The following is a 14,462-nucleotide window of genomic DNA, read 5'->3' on the forward strand; positions in this document are numbered from 1 at the left end:
GCGGATTTGAGCCAAATCTGCCTCTGGCGCCCGTGTAATATGCGCGGGCAGCTATGAATTCAGGAGCGGTTTGATCCGGTCCCAGAATACGTAGGCGCCCAGTGCGGCGAGGTGTACCCACACCGTCAGCCAGTACATCGCCTGAAAACCGGGCTTGACGGTTTTGTGTCGCAACACTTGCTGCGCCAGTCTCGCAGCGGGCCAGCCACCGGACAAGCCGAACAGGTGCAGAGTGTCTTCTTTGGTTCGCCACTGGCCTTTGCGGGCGGCATGCTTGTCTACCCAGTAAGCAAAGAAGGTAAGGGCGTTAATGACGAATGCGCCTGCCAACGCAATAGGCGGGATGCGATGTTGTAGTGCGCCCCAAACCAACAAAAGCAGCCAGATCAAAGTCAAGCTGCCGACCCCCATGGCTGACGGAGCGGGTCCGTCCTGAGAAGTTGTCCTTCTGTGGGTCACATGGGGTGACCGTGATCTTGCTTGGTTGCGCAGCCTGTCGTGACGCGCAGCAGCCCCGGACGGGTAAGCCTGCATGGTCCGGACCGCCATGGCTCTGGGGCCCTTGCCGCCTACATGAATTTCTTCAAACTCAACGGTGGAATTGACGGGCGGTTGTATCCCGCCTGCGCAGTCCCGGATATGAAAAAAGATGTCCTGGCTGGTCGCATTGCAGCGTATGAAGCCGAACCCGCGCTGATCGTCCCAGCGGACCACTTTGCCTTGCTTTTTCATGAAACTCCCTGCCAGTGCCCGTCGCTATGCTGCGACGTGGCACTCTGAACAATTCGCTAACCTGCCAGCGCCACGTACACGTTTTGCACGTCGTCGTTTTCGTCGATGGCGGCCAGGAAGGCTTCCACTTCTTCCAGCGCTTCGGCGTTCAGGCTGGTGGGGTCGACCGGGTTTTTGGCCTTGTAGCCCAGCTTCATCGAGAGCACGTTGAAGCCGAAATTAGGCAGGGCGCGAGCGACCAGGTCTAGGTCAGCCGGGTCGGTGTAGAACACGGTGTTGCCTTCTTCATCACCGGCTTCAAAGTCTTGTGCCCCGGCTTCGATGGCGGCCACTTCAGCGTCCGAGTCGGCCGCGGTAGGGGAGGCTTCGATCATGCCCAAGTGGTTGAAGTCCCATGCCACCGAGCCACTGGTGCCCAGCTGGCCTTTGCGGAACAACACGCGCATTTCAGGGGCGGTGCGTTTCACGTTGTCGGTCAGGCACTCCACCATCACCGCTACCTGGTGCGGCGCAAAGCCTTCGTAGATAACGTGTTCGTAGTTGATGACCTCGCCTGTCAGTCCGGCACCTTTTTTGATGGCGCGCTCCAGCGTTTCCTTGGGCATGGAGACCTTGCGGGCCTGCTCGACCACCAAGCGCAGCTTGGCGTTGGCAGCGGGGTCCGCGCCGCCACGGGCGGCCACTGTAATTTCTTTCACCAGCTTGGTAAACAGCCGGCCCTTGGCATCGGCCACCAGGGCTTTGCCCTTTGCTTTCCATTGCGCGCCCATAGCGAGTCTTTCCTTGAGTTGTAAGGCGCGATTTTACTTGGGCACTTATGCCATCCTGATACCCGCGGTGATACGCTGCTCCATCATGACAAACAGCACCACGCTTACTCCCGATAACCGTACTGGCCGATATGCAGTTTGGCTCCTGGTGCTGCTGGCCGTGCCAACTGGCGTTGGTCTGTTGCTGGAAGCGCACATCACCGTCATGACCCAGTCCATGTTGTATGTGCTGGCCGTGGTGGTCGGCGCCTACGTATTGCCAGCTGCTGCCTCCATGGCCTGCGCGGTGCTGGCGGTGGTGGGTTTGAATTTCTTTTTCGTGCCGCCGCGATGGACCTTTGCTGTGGACAGCCAGGAACACTTGGTGGCGCTGGTCGTCATGATGGTGGTGGCACTGGTCATCAGCCAGCTCAGCCAGCGCCTGCGCCGCAACACGGCACTGGCCCGTTTGCATGCCCGCCGTGCCGAGCAGTTGCAAACCTTGGCGTCAGAGCTCGCGCTTTGCACTGACGCCGCTGCCGCAGCCCGCGCAGGCGCACGGCATGTGGCGCAGGCCTTTGACGGACCTACCGTGCTGGCTCTGCAATCTGACCGGCAACTGTCGGGAGTCGATGCCGCTACCGAGATCACGCCCTCGATGCAAGACGGTCTGCGTGCGGCCATGCGTGAAGCGGCAGTGTTGGGGCCCGGTACCGGTCGTTGGCCCGGCCTGAATGCCTGGTATCTGCCCTTGGGAAGCGGGCAGCAGATGCATGGAGCGGTTTGTGTGCAAAACATCGAGGCGTCGGATGATGCAGGACGGGAACATGCCCAAGCCCTCTGTGCTTTGATCGCCCAAGCCCTGGAGCGTTTGCGCTTGGGTCGTGAGATGGCCATGGCCGACGAGCGAAGCACCCGTCAGCAACTGCAAAACACCTTCCTGGCGGCCGTATCGCACGACTTGCGTACACCGCTCGCAGCCATGGTAGGCAATGCCAGTTCACTGCGCACCCAGCGCGACAAGATGACGACGGATGAGCAAGCCACCTTGCTGGACGGTATTGTGCTCTCGGCCACCCATTTGTCGCGCCTCACCGAAAACACCTTGCAGCTCGTGCAACTGGCCAACAGCGACCAGCCTCTGGCGCTGGATTGGGAATCGTTGGAAGAGATTGCCGGTGCTTGTGTGGCGCGTCAGCGGCAGGCGGGTGGAGGAACACGCTTGCGCTTGCATTTGGCTGCGGGTCTCCCGCTGGTGCGGGTGAATGCCGTGTTGATAGCGCAGCTTCTGGACAACCTGTTGGATAACGCCCTGAAATACAGCGAAGACGCGGTGGACCTCAAAGTGCGCGTGTGTAACGGCCACATGCAGATCCTAGTGCAGGACCGTGGCCCTGTAATTCCCAAAGAATTGCAGACGCAAATCTTTGAACCTTATTCCCGCGGCGATCGGTCAGGAAAACAGGGCGCGGGCTTGGGTTTGGCGCTGTGCCGCGCTATTGCGCTGGCCCATGGCGGCCGCATCAGCCTGCGGGCCCGCCAGGCTGGGGGCAACAGCTTCCGGGTGTGCCTAACTTTGGCGGCAGAGCCACCCTTGGCCCCGCCGGGAGATGCCGTATGAGCTTGCAAGTCCTGGTGGTGGAAGACGATCGCAGCATCCGCGAGATGATGCGCCAGGCCCTGAGCCTGGAGGGTTTCACGGTGCGCACGGCGGTGTCGCTGAGCGAGGCCGGCTCCATGGTGGAGCACGCCACGCCTGACCTGATGTTGCTGGACTTGGGCCTGCCGGATGGCGATGGCGCTGCGCTCTTGCAGCGCGTCCGGCTGACGCACAACTTCCCGGTGCTGGTGGTATCGGCCCGACACCAAGAGGCGCAAAAAGTGCAGCTGCTGGATGCCGGGGCTGACGACTATCTGGTCAAACCCTTCAGCGTGGCAGAGCTGTTAGCCCGCATCCGCGTGGCGCTGCGCCACCGGGGCACCACCGTGGCCGCGGCGGTTACGCGCCACACCTTGGATGGGCTGGAGATCGACCTTGAAGCCCGCTCGGTGCACTTGGCAGGTGCGGAGCTGCACCTCACTCCCACCGAATTCAATCTCCTGGCCCGTCTGGTGCGCAGTGCGGGCAAAGTGGTGACCCACCGGCAACTGTTGCTGGATGTGTGGGGTGCCGAATTTGTGGACCACACCCACTACCTGCGGCTTTACATGGGCCAGTTGCGCGCCAAGCTGGAGCGCAACCCCGCGGAGCCCCGCCACCTGCTGACGGAAGTGGGCGTGGGCTACCGGCTGGCCACGGTGTAGCCCTCGCACCCGTTCCTTATGCGATCCTGATGCGTTCAGGCGCACAGTGAGAGTCCTTACAACTCTCAAAGAATGTATGCGGAATGCAGAACATCATGGCGGCACTGCCGCGCTGACACTGGGCGCACTGGGTGTGGTGTACGGCGACATAGGCACCAGCCCGCTCTACACCGTCAAGGAAATCTTCGGACCCGCCACGGGCATCCCGCTGGATGCACAGCACCTCATAGGCGCGGTGTCGGTGGTGTTCTGGGGCCTCATGCTGGTGGTCACTCTCAAGTACGTGTTACTCATACTGCGTGCGGACAACAACGGGGAGGGCGGCATCATGGCGCTCACCGCCCTGGCGGCCAAAGCGGCCGGTACCACGCCGCGCCGTCGCATCACGCTGCTGCTCATCGGGGTCATGGGGGCAGCCCTTTTCTATGGGGACAGTGTGCTGACGCCCGCCGTGTCGGTGTTGAGTGCGGTGGAGGGCTTGGAGGTGATAACCCCTGCGTTCAAGCCTTATGTGCTGCCTATCTGCACCGGTGTGTTGATCGCGCTGTTCGCATTCCAGCGATTCGGCACCTCGGCAGTAGGCAAATTTTTCGGACCGGTGATCGTGGTGTGGTTCGGCGTGTTGGCAGCGACGGGGGTGGCCCAGATTGCGCAGGAGCCAGCCATACTTGCGGCACTGAATCCTCTAAACGCATTCTCGTTTCTCGCGGCACAGGGTTGGCACCTCTTTGTGGCTTTGGGTGCCATCGTTCTAGCTTTCACCGGCGCCGAGGCGCTGTACGCCGATATGGGGCATTTCGGCAAGCGTCCTATCCAATGGGCGTGGACCGGCCTTGTACTGCCAGCGCTGGCCATCCACTACATGGGCCAGGGCGCTTTGCTGATGCGTGACCCTTCTGCCCTGGAAAGTCCGTTTTTCCGCATGTTTCCTGAAGCCTGGCTGATTCCTGCTGTGGTTCTGGCGACGCTCGCAACGGTGATTGCTTCGCAAGCCGTAATTTCCGGATGCTATTCCATGACCCGCCAGGCCATGCAGCTGGGGCTTTTGCCACGCATGCAGGTCATCAACACTTCTGCCAAAGAGGCTGGCCAAATTTACATGCCCGGGGTGAACTGGTTGCTGCTGGTGGCCGTATTGCTGGCGGTGTTCGGGTTCGGCAGCTCGTCGGCCATGGCTGCCGCCTATGGCATTGCAGTCACTGTGACCATGTTGATTACGACGGTGCTGACCTTCTTTGTGGTGCGCCAGGGCTGGCGTCTGCCCTTGCCGCTGGCGATCGCGTCGACTGCCTTTTTCATCATCGTGGACGGCATGCTGGTGGTGGCTTGCTCGCTCAAGTTCTTTCAAGGTGGTTGGTTCCCCTTGGTCATGGGCGCGGCTATCTTCATGGTGATGGCCACATGGCGTCGCGGACGCGAACTCTTGTTGAGTTCCTTGCGTCAGGACGATCCTGAACTCTTGCCTTTTGTGCAGTCGCTGAGCCAGGATAGCATGCATCTGGTGCCCCGCACCGCCGTGTACGCCGTGGCCAACCCGGACACGGTACCCCAAGCCTTGATGCATAACCTCAAGCACAACCAGGTGCTGCATGAGCGCAACATCATCCTGACGGTAGTCTTCCATGACGTGCCCTGGATTCCATTTGAAGAGCGCGTCAAGGTGCAGCCGCTGGTCAGTGGCTTCTGGCGGGTCGAGGTGCACTACGGTTTCAAAAACAACCCGGACATCCCGCAGGCGCTCGAGCTGTGCAAGGCGCATGGCATTGCCATCAACCTGTTTGAAACTTCGTACTTCTTGAGCCGGGAAATTGTGGTGCCCACCAAGGGGCACGGCATGGCCTTGTGGCGCGAGCGCATGTTTGCCCTCATGTCACGCAATGCCGGCAATGCAGCGGACTTCTTCCGCCTGCCCGACAACTGTGTGGTGGAGCTCGGAACCCGGGTGCAGATTTAAGGGCGGGGGGTTAGGGGCGGGCCGTGGGGCCTTGCAGCACGGGCTTGGGCGCGCTGCGCCACTGCTCGATGCGCTGCTCCACCTGGGTGTGAAACAGGTAGCTCACGCCCAGCGCCACAAACCAGCTGCCGGCGATGAAGAACAGGGCGGCATCGCCGTCTTCCCAGCCCAACTCGGCCCAAGCGGCATTGGCCAACAGCAACACCGAGTAGTGCACCAGAAAGAGTGCATACGAAGTGCGGCTGAGTTGACCCACTAAGTAGTCCAGCCACCGGGGCAGCCGTAGCTGCCAACTGCCGAAGCTGGCCAGCACGGCTGACACGCTGATGGCCAGGGCCATGCGCTCGCGGAAGTTCACGGTGAGCGATGCAAGGCCCGCGCTCAAGGCAGTGGCATACAGCACGATGGCATAGAGCCCGTGGCGAGCCCGCAGCCCGGCCCACCAGGCCAAGGCACCCAGGCCATAAGCACCGAAGAAGTACAAGGCCCACGCATCCCAGCTGGCATCGGTGTTGAACCAGGTTACCGAGGCGATACACAGCAGTGCCACCAAGCCCATGCTGAGCCAGCGTTTGCCCCGGCTCACCCAGAGCAGCAATGCCAGAGCCGCGTACAGCTGGAAGTCAATGGCCACGTACCACACGCCCGCCGAGAGCGACTCCACATCCAGCACGCTGTGCAGCAAGCTGGCGTGGGCCAAAAACTGGGTGAAAGTAGGCGCGGCGGGTACCACTGCCGTGTCCAGAAATGGACGTGCCAGCGCCGAGCACAGCACAGTGAGCAGCAATGCTGCAATAAAGGGGAACGCCAGCCGCACGTAGCGCTGCCACAGGCCCATCAGCATGGCGGTGGCGGGGCGTTTGGTCAGGGCGAAGCTGCGGGCGGCAAGGTAACCGGCCACCACTAGAAAGACTTGCACGGCCATGCGGGCGTTGTCATAGAGCCAGGCCATCACATCGGGCAGGGCGTCCGACGCGGCTTCAGACAAAGGCCCGTAGGCGGAAAAGTGATGCAGCACGATGCACTGGGCTGCAACGACTTTGAGGATATCGATCAGGCGGAACTGGTGGCGGGCGGGCAGGCGAACGGCGGTCATCAATGCAAGCAAAAAGGGCCCCGCCGGCCTCTTTAAGCCAGCGTGAACAAGGGTATGTCTTTGGATGTGGCAAGCGCATCAAGCTGCTTGCGGGTTTTGCCGGCCACAAAAGCGGCAACGGCGGCATGGGTCTCTGGGGAGAACATGGCCAAGGGGTGCGATTGTCGCAGACCCGCGGCCTCAGCCAGCGCCTTGGAAAAATGCGGCTCCAGCGCTGCAAGTGCCACGCGCCCGTCCTTGCAAGGGTAGACGCGGTAGCCTGCATGGCTTCCGCCCACTGCAGAACCCGGCAATGTCAGGCCCCAGCTGCGGGGCAGGGCGAGGTAAGCGGCCGCCTCGGAGAGGGCGACTTCCAGAAACACTCCCTTACCTTTTTGGTGCTGGTGCAACCGGGTTTGCAGCACGGCTTCGCTGGTCATGAGCGAACCGCCCATGTCGGCATACAGGGTAGGGGGTAAGTCGAGGCCGGTTACCAAGCCGTTTTCAGCCAGGTAGGTGAGGTCGTGGCCGGGTTCCTCGGCGCGCTCGCCCGGTGCCCCCACGATGGCGACCATGGAGAGCTGGGGGTACTGCTTACGCAGGGCCTTCCATTCCAGCCCGAGTTTTCTGAGCGCACTGGGCCGGAAGGAGGTCAGCAGAACGTCGGCCTTGGCCAGTTCTTTGTGCAGTGCCTGCTGGCCTTTCTCGGTTTTGAGGTCGGCGGCCAGCACCCGCATGCCGCGGTGCATCTGGTCATAGGCTTTGCGGTTGTACAGGCCCATGGGGTCGCCGGAGGATCCGGCCGGTGCGCCTGCGGGGGCAGGAGGCTCCAGCTTGACGCAGGTCGCACCCATGTCGCAGCAGCGCATCAGCGCAGCGGGCCCCGGCAGGTTGAGTGCCAAGCTTAGTATGCGGGTGCCCTTGAGCGGGCGGATGGCTTTGGCGGCAATAGGTTCGGGCATGATTTTGCTATCAAAAAAGAAGCTGCTCGCGCACATTCTGCCTGCGCTGGAGGCCTTTTTGTTAAGTAAGTGTCGCCAACTGGACGGCCCAGGTTTTGAGCCACTCCACTGCGTCTTCCTCGGGCTGCATCGTCTCCATCGCGTCAATCTCGCAGATGTCGCCCACTCGGCGGGCCCCCAAGTCTTGCAGCTTGGCGTCAAACTGTTTGCCGCCGCCAAGAAAGCTGTCGCCATAGCTGCTGTCACCCAAGGCGACCAGACCGTAACGGACATGGCCCAAGAACTTGGCCTCAGTGTCCAGGCTGTTGAGCAGGCCGGCGGCGTTGGGAGGCACATCGCCCACCCCGGTGGTGGACGTGCAAACGATAAAGACGCCAGGGGCATCGAACGCACTGATGGTGAGCCCATCCATGGGCAGGATATCGATGGTGGCGTCTATGTCGTCCGCACAGAATTGCAGGGCTTGGGCGACGCTGCTGGCGTTGCCATTGACGGTGCCGACAAGAATCGTGATTTGCATGGCAGTAGTTGGGGGTGAAGGGCAGTTGGCAGCGATGATAGGGGCAATAATGGCGGCCTCTCCCGGCAACGGGATTCCCGTCATTCGCAGGTGCCCCGTGACCCAAGCCCCCCATCCCCAACTCGGCTTCTCTTTCTTGGCTGAATTGCCCACACTCGATCTGGAGCCGCCCAAGCGAGCCACTCGCAATTCCAAGGCAGCCAAAGTCGCCAAACACGTGACACCTGCAGCCACAGTGACGACGCCCATGGATGTGGAAGCCATGGCCCGAACGCTCGAGGCGCACCCGGACTACAAGCTGCAGCGCAGGTTGAAGCCTTGCCTGAATTGGCCCGGCGCAGCGCCGGGCGAGGTGAAAACCATTCTGGTGCTGGACACGGAAACCACAGGCTTGGATCAGGCCAAAGAAAAGATCATCGAACTCGCCCTATTGAGGGTGGATATCGACACCGCCACGGGCCTGCCCGTGGGCCCCGTGCAGGTGTATGACGGCTTGGAGGACCCGGGCAAAGCCATTCCGCCCGATGTAGTGGCGATCACCGGGATTCAGGACGCAGATGTGCAGGGCCAAGCACTGGATGAGGCGCGCGTGGCAGAACTCATGCAAGGGGTGGACGTGGTCATCGCCCACAACGCAGGGTTTGACCGTCCGTTTGTGGAGAGCCGCCTGCCGGCCTTTGCGGCGCTGCCCTGGGCGTGCTCGTTTGCTGATCTGGATTGGAAGTCAATGGGCCGCAGCTCCGCCAAACTGGAGAGCCTGGCGCAAGAGCTGGGCTTGTTTTACGACGCACACCGCGCTGAGATGGATTGCCACGCCTTGCTGGCAGTGTTGGCCGCCCCTTTGCCGCAAACCCAGTCAACGTCCCCGGGCGCAAACCGTACAGGCTTGGCCCATTTGCTGCAGTCCGCGCGCAACCCGAGCTATCGCTTAAGCGCGACGAACGCACCGTTTGAAGCCAAGGACCTGCTCAAAGCACGGGGCTACCGTTGGAATGCCGATCAGCGTGTGTGGGCCACCCGTTTGAGTGACGACGCTGCGTTACATGCAGAGTTTGATTGGCTGCGTCAGCAGGTCTATCACGGCCGGCACGCTGCGGTGCAGGTCGAGAAGATGGATGCATTGACGAAGTACTCCAGCCGCAGCGGTCAGACGACCCATCAACAGCTGTAAGGCGTCAGCGCATGAACTGCCAACTGCTCAGTGTGCAAACCGGCACTGCCCGCAAGGTGCAGATCCAGGGGCGCAGCATTCTGACGGCGATCCGCAAAACCACGGTGACCGGCCCGGTGCCGGTGATGCCTCTGGGGCTGTTGGGCGACGAACAGGCCGACCCGTCGGTTCACGGGGGCTTGGACAAGGCGGTCTACGCCTATCCCTCAGAACACTACGAGTTCTGGCGCGAGGCGCGTCGGGAGGCGGGCGTGGCCGACATCGATGATCAACTGCCCCTCGGTGCCATGGGGGAGAACCTCACGTTGTCCGGTCTGCTGGAGCAGGATGTGTGGGTGGGCGATGTGCTGCGGTTTCAACACTGTGCCTTGCGGGTGGTGCAGCCGCGGGAGCCGTGCTTCAAGTTCAATGCGGCAATGGGCTTCAGCTCGGCGGTGAAAGCCATGGCCCTGAGCGGGCGCTGCGGGTTTTACCTTGCGGTGGATGTGCCAGGTACTGTGGAAGCGGGCGAGTCTTTCACAGTGCAGCCCGGGCCCCGGCAGATGGGCATCCCCGAGCTGTTCAAGGCCAAGTTGTTCAAGCACCTGCGCTAGTGCGCAGGATGCTCAACCCCGGGTCAGGGTGGTGCTGATCGCGTTGGCCAGTTCGTTGGGTTCGAACTTAGCGACATAGGCGTCCGCCCCCACACCACTGGCGTGGCCTTCACTGGCGCTGCCGGTGAGCGACGAATACACGATGACCGGAATGCCTGCAAAGCGGCTGTCATTCTTGATGCTGCGGGTGAGGGTGAAGCCATCCATCTCCGGCATTTCCAAGTCGGTCAGCACCAGGGCCACCTTGTCTTTGGCGCGCTTGCCATGGTTGACGGCATCGCTGTGGATTTGACCCAAGCGCTCCCACGCTTCTTTGCCGTTCTTCACTGCTGAATAAGCCACACCCATGGTCTTGAGGCTCTCTTCCACCAGCATGCGGGCAATGGCAGAGTCGTCCGCAAACAAGATGCTGGTGCCCTCGGGCAGCTTGATTTTCTGGATGTTGCTGTTGGCAGAGTCCGTTTGTGAATTTGGGAATACGTTGCGGATGATCTGCTCTACATCGAGCACCTGTGCGAGACGCGAATCCGCGACATCGCCATCAATCCGGGCCACGCCGGAGAGCAGACCTGAGCTGTTGTTGTCTGCGGCCAGAAGGTGTTTCCAGTCCAGCTGGATGATCTCTACCACTTCATCCACCAGGAAGGCTTGGGTTGTGCGTGCGAACTCTGTAACCAGCACGATCTTGGAGTTGGTTTTGGGCACGCAACCGGACAAGGCGGGCAGGTCAATGACTGGAATCAATTGCCCCCGCACATTGGCCAAGCCCATGGCATGGGCCGGAGCATTGACGATGCTGGTGATTTCAGGGGCGACCACAATTTCACGCACCTTGAACACATTGATGCCGAAGAGCTCGCTGCGCCCGCTGCCGGCAGAGTCACCGAGTCGGAAGAGCAGCAGCTGGAACTTGCTGTCGGCGGTGTGGCTGCTGCTAGGCGCTGTTTTGGTGTTGAGTGGCGTGCTCATGGTCGTGCCTTTGGTAACTGGGGATGGGCACCTTCACTTTAACCCTTTCCGTGGACAGCGCTTTGGCTAAAAGACAGGGTTTTTGCAGCTTCTCTCAGGAACTGGCGCACTTGGGCGATATCAGGCCCCACGTGACGGTCAATCCGCCGGATGTAGGGGCAGGTCAAGGTCGCCAGCGCTGTGTTGTCCGGTCCCAGGATAGGGAATGAAACATCCGTCACGCCGAAAGTCTGCGCACTGTCCCGCTCCAGGTAACCTTGATCGCGGATGGACTGCAGGGTGGCAGCAAGTTTTTCGTGCGAAATCGGGACCTCGCCATCCAGAGGGGTGTGCTCGGCCAGCATGCGCTGATAACTGTCGGGGTTGGCATACGCCAGCAGCAAATGGCCGGACGCCGTGTCGAGCAAACCCACGCGCGCACCGCGTTGTACCGAAAAGCTCCATCCGCTGGGGCTGCTGATTTGGGCGCTGATGAGCACATTGCCGCGGTCATACACACCCATGTGGCAGCTTTGTTCGGCCTTGCGGGTGAACTCGTCCATGACCGGCAACGCCTGGTTAATCAGGCGGCTGAGGGGGGGGTGCATGTTCGCTAATGCAAACAGTTTGAGGCTGAGGGCATAGCGGTCACCGGACGGGTTGCGCATCACATACTGTCGCGCCACCAGGCGCTCCAGCATGCGGTAGATCTCGCTGGCGCTCCGGTCCATCTCTTTCACGATTTCCGCGCGGGTCAGGCCGTGGGCTTGACTCGCCAGCAGCTCCAGAATGTCCAAGCCTTTGTCCAGGGCAGGGGCCCGGTAACGGTCCTCTGGGGGGAGGCCGGACTCATCAATCTCTTCGGTTTTGGGGCGTCTGCCACGGGGCTTCAATTCTTTGTCGGTCATCGCTTGTCTCTGTTTTCGTGGTCTTGTCGTTATCGCACCAATTGCATGTCAACTCGCCGCTGTATTTTCAATGCAGGGTGCACGTGTCAACTGTCTTCATAAATCTAGGGAAAGTACTGAGCGCAGGTTTTTACTTTCGAATTACAGTTTCTTCATCGGTGAATTATTTATTCATATTTGAATTTAAGCAAACGGGGTGTCATCCATGGGTGTAGGCAGGTTGGAAGGTAAAACGGTGTTGATCACGGCGGCTGCACAGGGCATAGGTCGTGCCAGTGCGCTGGCCTGTGCGCGGGAAGGTGCCCATGTCATCGCTACCGATATCAATGCAGCTTTTCTGGAGACGCTGGCTGCTGAGCATCCATCCATTCGTACTTCGGTGTTGGATGTGCGGAGCAACGAAGCCGTTTCTGCACTGGCAGCAAGCATGCCTGCATTGGATGCCTTGTTCAATTGCGCCGGAATGGTGGCCAACGGATCGGTGTTGGACTGCACCGAAGCAGACTGGGACTTGAGCTTCGACTTGAATGTGAAAAGCATGTTCCGGATGACGCGGGCATTCCTGCCGGGCATGCTGGCCAAGGCCGCTGCCGAGCAGGGCAGTGTGTCCATCATCAACATGGCATCCATGGCGTCCAGCATTAAAGGCTTTGCCAATCGTTGTGCGTATGGAGCCACCAAGGCCGCAGTGATCGGTTTGACCAAATCCCTTGCGGCAGACTACGTAAAGGCAGGCCTGCGTGCCAATGCCTTGTGCCCCGGCACGGTAGACACACCTTCTTTGCGGGGGCGCATTGCCTCTGCAGCAGACCCTGTGCAGGCGGAAAAGGACTTCATTGCCCGCCAACCCATGGGTCGTCTGGCGCTGGTGGAAGATATCGCGCCCATGGTGGTCTACCTTGCAAGTGATGAATCGCGTTTCGTGACGGGGCAAACGATGCTGGTGGATGGTGGTGTCACGATCTGACGCCGGGTACATGATGAGCAACTCCACCATGTCGACGGCGCCACTGATCGAGGTTCGTCAACTCAGCAAGTCATTCCCTGGAGTGAAGGCACTTGACCGTGTGCGCTTTGATCTGTTGGGCGGTGAAGTGCATGCCCTGATGGGCGAGAACGGCGCGGGTAAATCGACCCTGATGAAGATTCTGGCGGGCGTTTACCAGAAAGATGACGGTGAAGTGCTGGTGGATGGAAAGGCGGTGGACATTCACAGTCCAGCCCACGCGCAGTCGCTGGCCATCGGCATCATTCACCAGGAGCTGCATCTGATGCCGCATTTGACGGCGGCACAAAACATCTTTCTCGGGCGTGAGCCGCGCAAGGCGGGAGGTTGGTTGCTGGACGAGGCCAAACTCAACGAGGATACGCATGCATTGTTTGCGCGCCTGAATCTGCGCATGGAGCCATCGACCCGGATTGGGGACCTCACGGTGGCCAAACAGCAGATGGTGGAAATTGCGAAAGCACTCTCTTTCAAATCGCGTGTGCTCATCATGGATGAGCCGACCGCCGCCTTGAACAATGCGGAGATTGAAGAGCTGTTCCGCATCATCCGCCAGCTCAAGAGCGAAGGTGTTGGCATCGTCTACATCTCGCACAAGATGGACGAGATTCAGCGCATTGCAGACCGCATCACCGTGATGCGGGACGGAAGTTACATCGACACCGTACCTGCAAATACACCCATGTCTCAAGTGATAGCGATGATGGTGGGGCGCCAGCTGGAGCAATCGGACAAGCACATACCTGATACCTCTGCCAATGAGGTGCTGTTGGAAGTGCTGGCGCTCAACCGCGGTCGCGCCATCCGGGATGTGAGTTTTCGCGTACGCCGTGGCGAGATTCTGGGCTTTGCCGGGCTGATGGGTGCAGGTCGTACCGAAGTGGCACGTGCCGTATTCGGTGCGGACCCCGTGGATTCGGGGGAAGTACGTGTCGCCGGCAAGCCAGTCCTATTGCGTTCACCGAAAGATGCGGTGAATGCAGGGATTGGCTACTTGTCGGAGGACCGCAAGCATTTCGGTTTGGCTACCGGCATGGACGTAGCGGCCAACATTACTCTGCCTAGTCTGTCACGCTGGTTACGTTGGGGCGTTTTCTTGAACCAGAGTGCCATCGCCGATGTTTCCCGCACGATGGTGGACAAGCTGCGCATCAAGACGCCCTCCATTCACCAGATGTCCAAGTTGCTGTCCGGCGGTAACCAACAGAAGGTGGTGATCGCGAAATGGCTGGTGCAGGACTGTGAAGTACTGATTTTTGATGAGCCCACACGCGGTATCGATGTGGGGGCCAAAAGCGAAATCTACAAGTTACTGAATGATTTGGCCGCACAAGGGCGGGCGATTGTGGTGATCTCCAGCGAGTTGCCGGAGGTGCTGCTGCTGAGCCACCGCATCCTGGTGATGTGCGAAGGACGGATTACCGGTGAAGTGCGCGGCGATGAAGCCACTCAGGAAAACCTGATGGAACTCGCCACGCGGAGGGAAACCATGGCGACTTGAGTGTCAACCATGGATCAGACTTATTTCGAATGGGACAGA

Annotated in this window: 14 protein-coding genes; 7 read left to right on the forward strand and 7 right to left on the reverse strand. The window is 60.5% G+C overall.

Annotated features, from left to right (window positions below):
• Positions 1-51 precede the first annotated feature (51 nt).
• The gene (locus AEP_RS01440; protein ID WP_087493743.1) at positions 52-732 is read right to left on the reverse strand and encodes a DUF1294 domain-containing protein; all 681 of its coding nucleotides are present in this window, start codon (positions 730-732) and stop codon (positions 52-54) included.
• 56 nt (positions 733-788) lie between these two features.
• Positions 789-1,502 carry a YebC/PmpR family DNA-binding transcriptional regulator gene (locus AEP_RS01445; RefSeq protein WP_087493744.1) on the reverse strand — a complete coding sequence of 238 codons (714 nt, stop codon included), beginning with the start codon at positions 1,500-1,502 and terminating at the stop codon, positions 789-791.
• Between the two features lie 85 nt (positions 1,503-1,587).
• Between AEP_RS01445 and AEP_RS01450 the strand changes: the two genes are divergently transcribed.
• The 3 genes from AEP_RS01450 (at position 1,588) to AEP_RS01460 (ending at position 5,739) form a co-directional block, all read left to right on the forward strand.
• The gene (locus AEP_RS01450; protein ID WP_087497129.1) at positions 1,588-3,102 is read left to right on the forward strand and encodes an ATP-binding protein; all 1,515 of its coding nucleotides are present in this window, start codon (positions 1,588-1,590) and stop codon (positions 3,100-3,102) included.
• Positions 3,099-3,785, forward strand: a complete 687-nt coding sequence (locus AEP_RS01455; protein ID WP_087493745.1) for a response regulator — start codon at positions 3,099-3,101, stop codon at positions 3,783-3,785. The genes AEP_RS01450 and AEP_RS01455 overlap by 4 nt, the downstream gene beginning before the upstream one ends.
• A gap of 76 nt (positions 3,786-3,861) precedes the next feature.
• Positions 3,862-5,739, forward strand: coding sequence for a potassium transporter Kup (locus tag AEP_RS01460; protein ID WP_087493746.1), 1,878 nt, complete (start codon positions 3,862-3,864; stop codon positions 5,737-5,739).
• Positions 5,740-5,749: 10 nt separating this feature from the next.
• Here AEP_RS01460 and AEP_RS01465 read toward each other — a convergent pair whose 3' ends face one another.
• The 3 genes from AEP_RS01465 to AEP_RS20570 form a co-directional block, all read right to left on the reverse strand.
• Entirely contained in the window at positions 5,750-6,835 is a 1,086-nt protein-coding gene (locus AEP_RS01465; RefSeq protein WP_087493747.1) for an acyltransferase family protein, read from the reverse strand.
• A 32-nt stretch (positions 6,836-6,867) separates the two neighbouring features.
• Positions 6,868-7,776, reverse strand: coding sequence for a CoA transferase (locus AEP_RS01470; protein WP_087497130.1), 909 nt, complete (start codon positions 7,774-7,776; stop codon positions 6,868-6,870).
• Positions 7,777-7,837: 61 nt separating this feature from the next.
• The gene (locus AEP_RS20570; protein ID WP_157673003.1) at positions 7,838-8,296 is read right to left on the reverse strand and encodes a flavodoxin domain-containing protein; all 459 of its coding nucleotides are present in this window, start codon (positions 8,294-8,296) and stop codon (positions 7,838-7,840) included.
• Between the two features lie 97 nt (positions 8,297-8,393).
• On the opposite strand from AEP_RS20570, the gene AEP_RS01480 reads away from it, so the two are divergent.
• A complete protein-coding gene (locus tag AEP_RS01480) occupies positions 8,394-9,467 on the forward strand; it encodes a 3'-5' exonuclease (RefSeq protein ID WP_232459901.1) in 1,074 nt (357 codons plus the stop codon).
• An 11-nt stretch (positions 9,468-9,478) separates the two neighbouring features.
• Entirely contained in the window at positions 9,479-10,060 is a 582-nt protein-coding gene (locus tag AEP_RS01485; RefSeq protein WP_087493750.1) for an MOSC domain-containing protein, read from the forward strand.
• Positions 10,061-10,072: 12 nt separating this feature from the next.
• Here AEP_RS01485 and AEP_RS01490 read toward each other — a convergent pair whose 3' ends face one another.
• A complete protein-coding gene (locus AEP_RS01490) occupies positions 10,073-11,029 on the reverse strand; it encodes a chemotaxis protein (RefSeq protein WP_087493751.1) in 957 nt (318 codons plus the stop codon).
• Positions 11,030-11,067: 38 nt separating this feature from the next.
• The gene (locus AEP_RS01495; protein WP_087493752.1) at positions 11,068-11,916 is read right to left on the reverse strand and encodes an IclR family transcriptional regulator; all 849 of its coding nucleotides are present in this window, start codon (positions 11,914-11,916) and stop codon (positions 11,068-11,070) included.
• 205 nt (positions 11,917-12,121) lie between these two features.
• On the opposite strand from AEP_RS01495, the gene AEP_RS01500 reads away from it, so the two are divergent.
• Positions 12,122-12,883: an SDR family oxidoreductase gene (locus AEP_RS01500; protein WP_087493753.1), complete on the forward strand. Its 762-nt coding sequence runs from the start codon at positions 12,122-12,124 to the stop codon at positions 12,881-12,883.
• The gene (locus tag AEP_RS01505; protein WP_442873347.1) at positions 12,864-14,423 is read left to right on the forward strand and encodes a sugar ABC transporter ATP-binding protein; all 1,560 of its coding nucleotides are present in this window, start codon (positions 12,864-12,866) and stop codon (positions 14,421-14,423) included. The genes AEP_RS01500 and AEP_RS01505 overlap by 20 nt, the downstream gene beginning before the upstream one ends.
• Positions 14,424-14,462: the final 39 nt, after the last annotated feature.

It is taken from the genome of Curvibacter sp. AEP1-3 (genome assembly GCF_002163715.1).
In the GTDB taxonomy this organism is placed as follows: Bacteria; Pseudomonadota; Gammaproteobacteria; order Burkholderiales; family Burkholderiaceae_C; genus Allorhodoferax.

Bases quoted from the DNA above. Each gene is read 5' to 3' on its own strand.
- AEP_RS01450 (WP_087497129.1), top strand. From the start codon at position 1,588: ATGACAAACAGCACCACGCTTACTCCCGATAACCGTACTGGCCGATAT.
- AEP_RS01470 (WP_087497130.1), bottom strand. From the start codon at position 7,776: ATGCCCGAACCTATTGCCGCCAAAGCCATCCGCCCGCTCAAGGGCACC.
- AEP_RS01495 (WP_087493752.1), bottom strand. From the start codon at position 11,916: ATGACCGACAAAGAATTGAAGCCCCGTGGCAGACGCCCCAAAACCGAA.
- AEP_RS01455 (WP_087493745.1), top strand. From the start codon at position 3,099: ATGAGCTTGCAAGTCCTGGTGGTGGAAGACGATCGCAGCATCCGCGAG.
- AEP_RS01465 (WP_087493747.1), bottom strand. From the start codon at position 6,835: ATGACCGCCGTTCGCCTGCCCGCCCGCCACCAGTTCCGCCTGATCGAT.
- AEP_RS01445 (WP_087493744.1), bottom strand. From the start codon at position 1,502: ATGGGCGCGCAATGGAAAGCAAAGGGCAAAGCCCTGGTGGCCGATGCC.
- AEP_RS01440 (WP_087493743.1), bottom strand. From the start codon at position 732: ATGAAAAAGCAAGGCAAAGTGGTCCGCTGGGACGATCAGCGCGGGTTC.
- AEP_RS01460 (WP_087493746.1), top strand. From the start codon at position 3,862: ATGCGGAATGCAGAACATCATGGCGGCACTGCCGCGCTGACACTGGGC.
- AEP_RS01485 (WP_087493750.1), top strand. From the start codon at position 9,479: ATGAACTGCCAACTGCTCAGTGTGCAAACCGGCACTGCCCGCAAGGTG.
- AEP_RS01500 (WP_087493753.1), top strand. From the start codon at position 12,122: ATGGGTGTAGGCAGGTTGGAAGGTAAAACGGTGTTGATCACGGCGGCT.
- AEP_RS01490 (WP_087493751.1), bottom strand. From the start codon at position 11,029: ATGAGCACGCCACTCAACACCAAAACAGCGCCTAGCAGCAGCCACACC.
- AEP_RS01505 (WP_442873347.1), top strand. From the start codon at position 12,864: ATGGTGGTGTCACGATCTGACGCCGGGTACATGATGAGCAACTCCACC.
- AEP_RS20570 (WP_157673003.1), bottom strand. From the start codon at position 8,296: ATGCAAATCACGATTCTTGTCGGCACCGTCAATGGCAACGCCAGCAGC.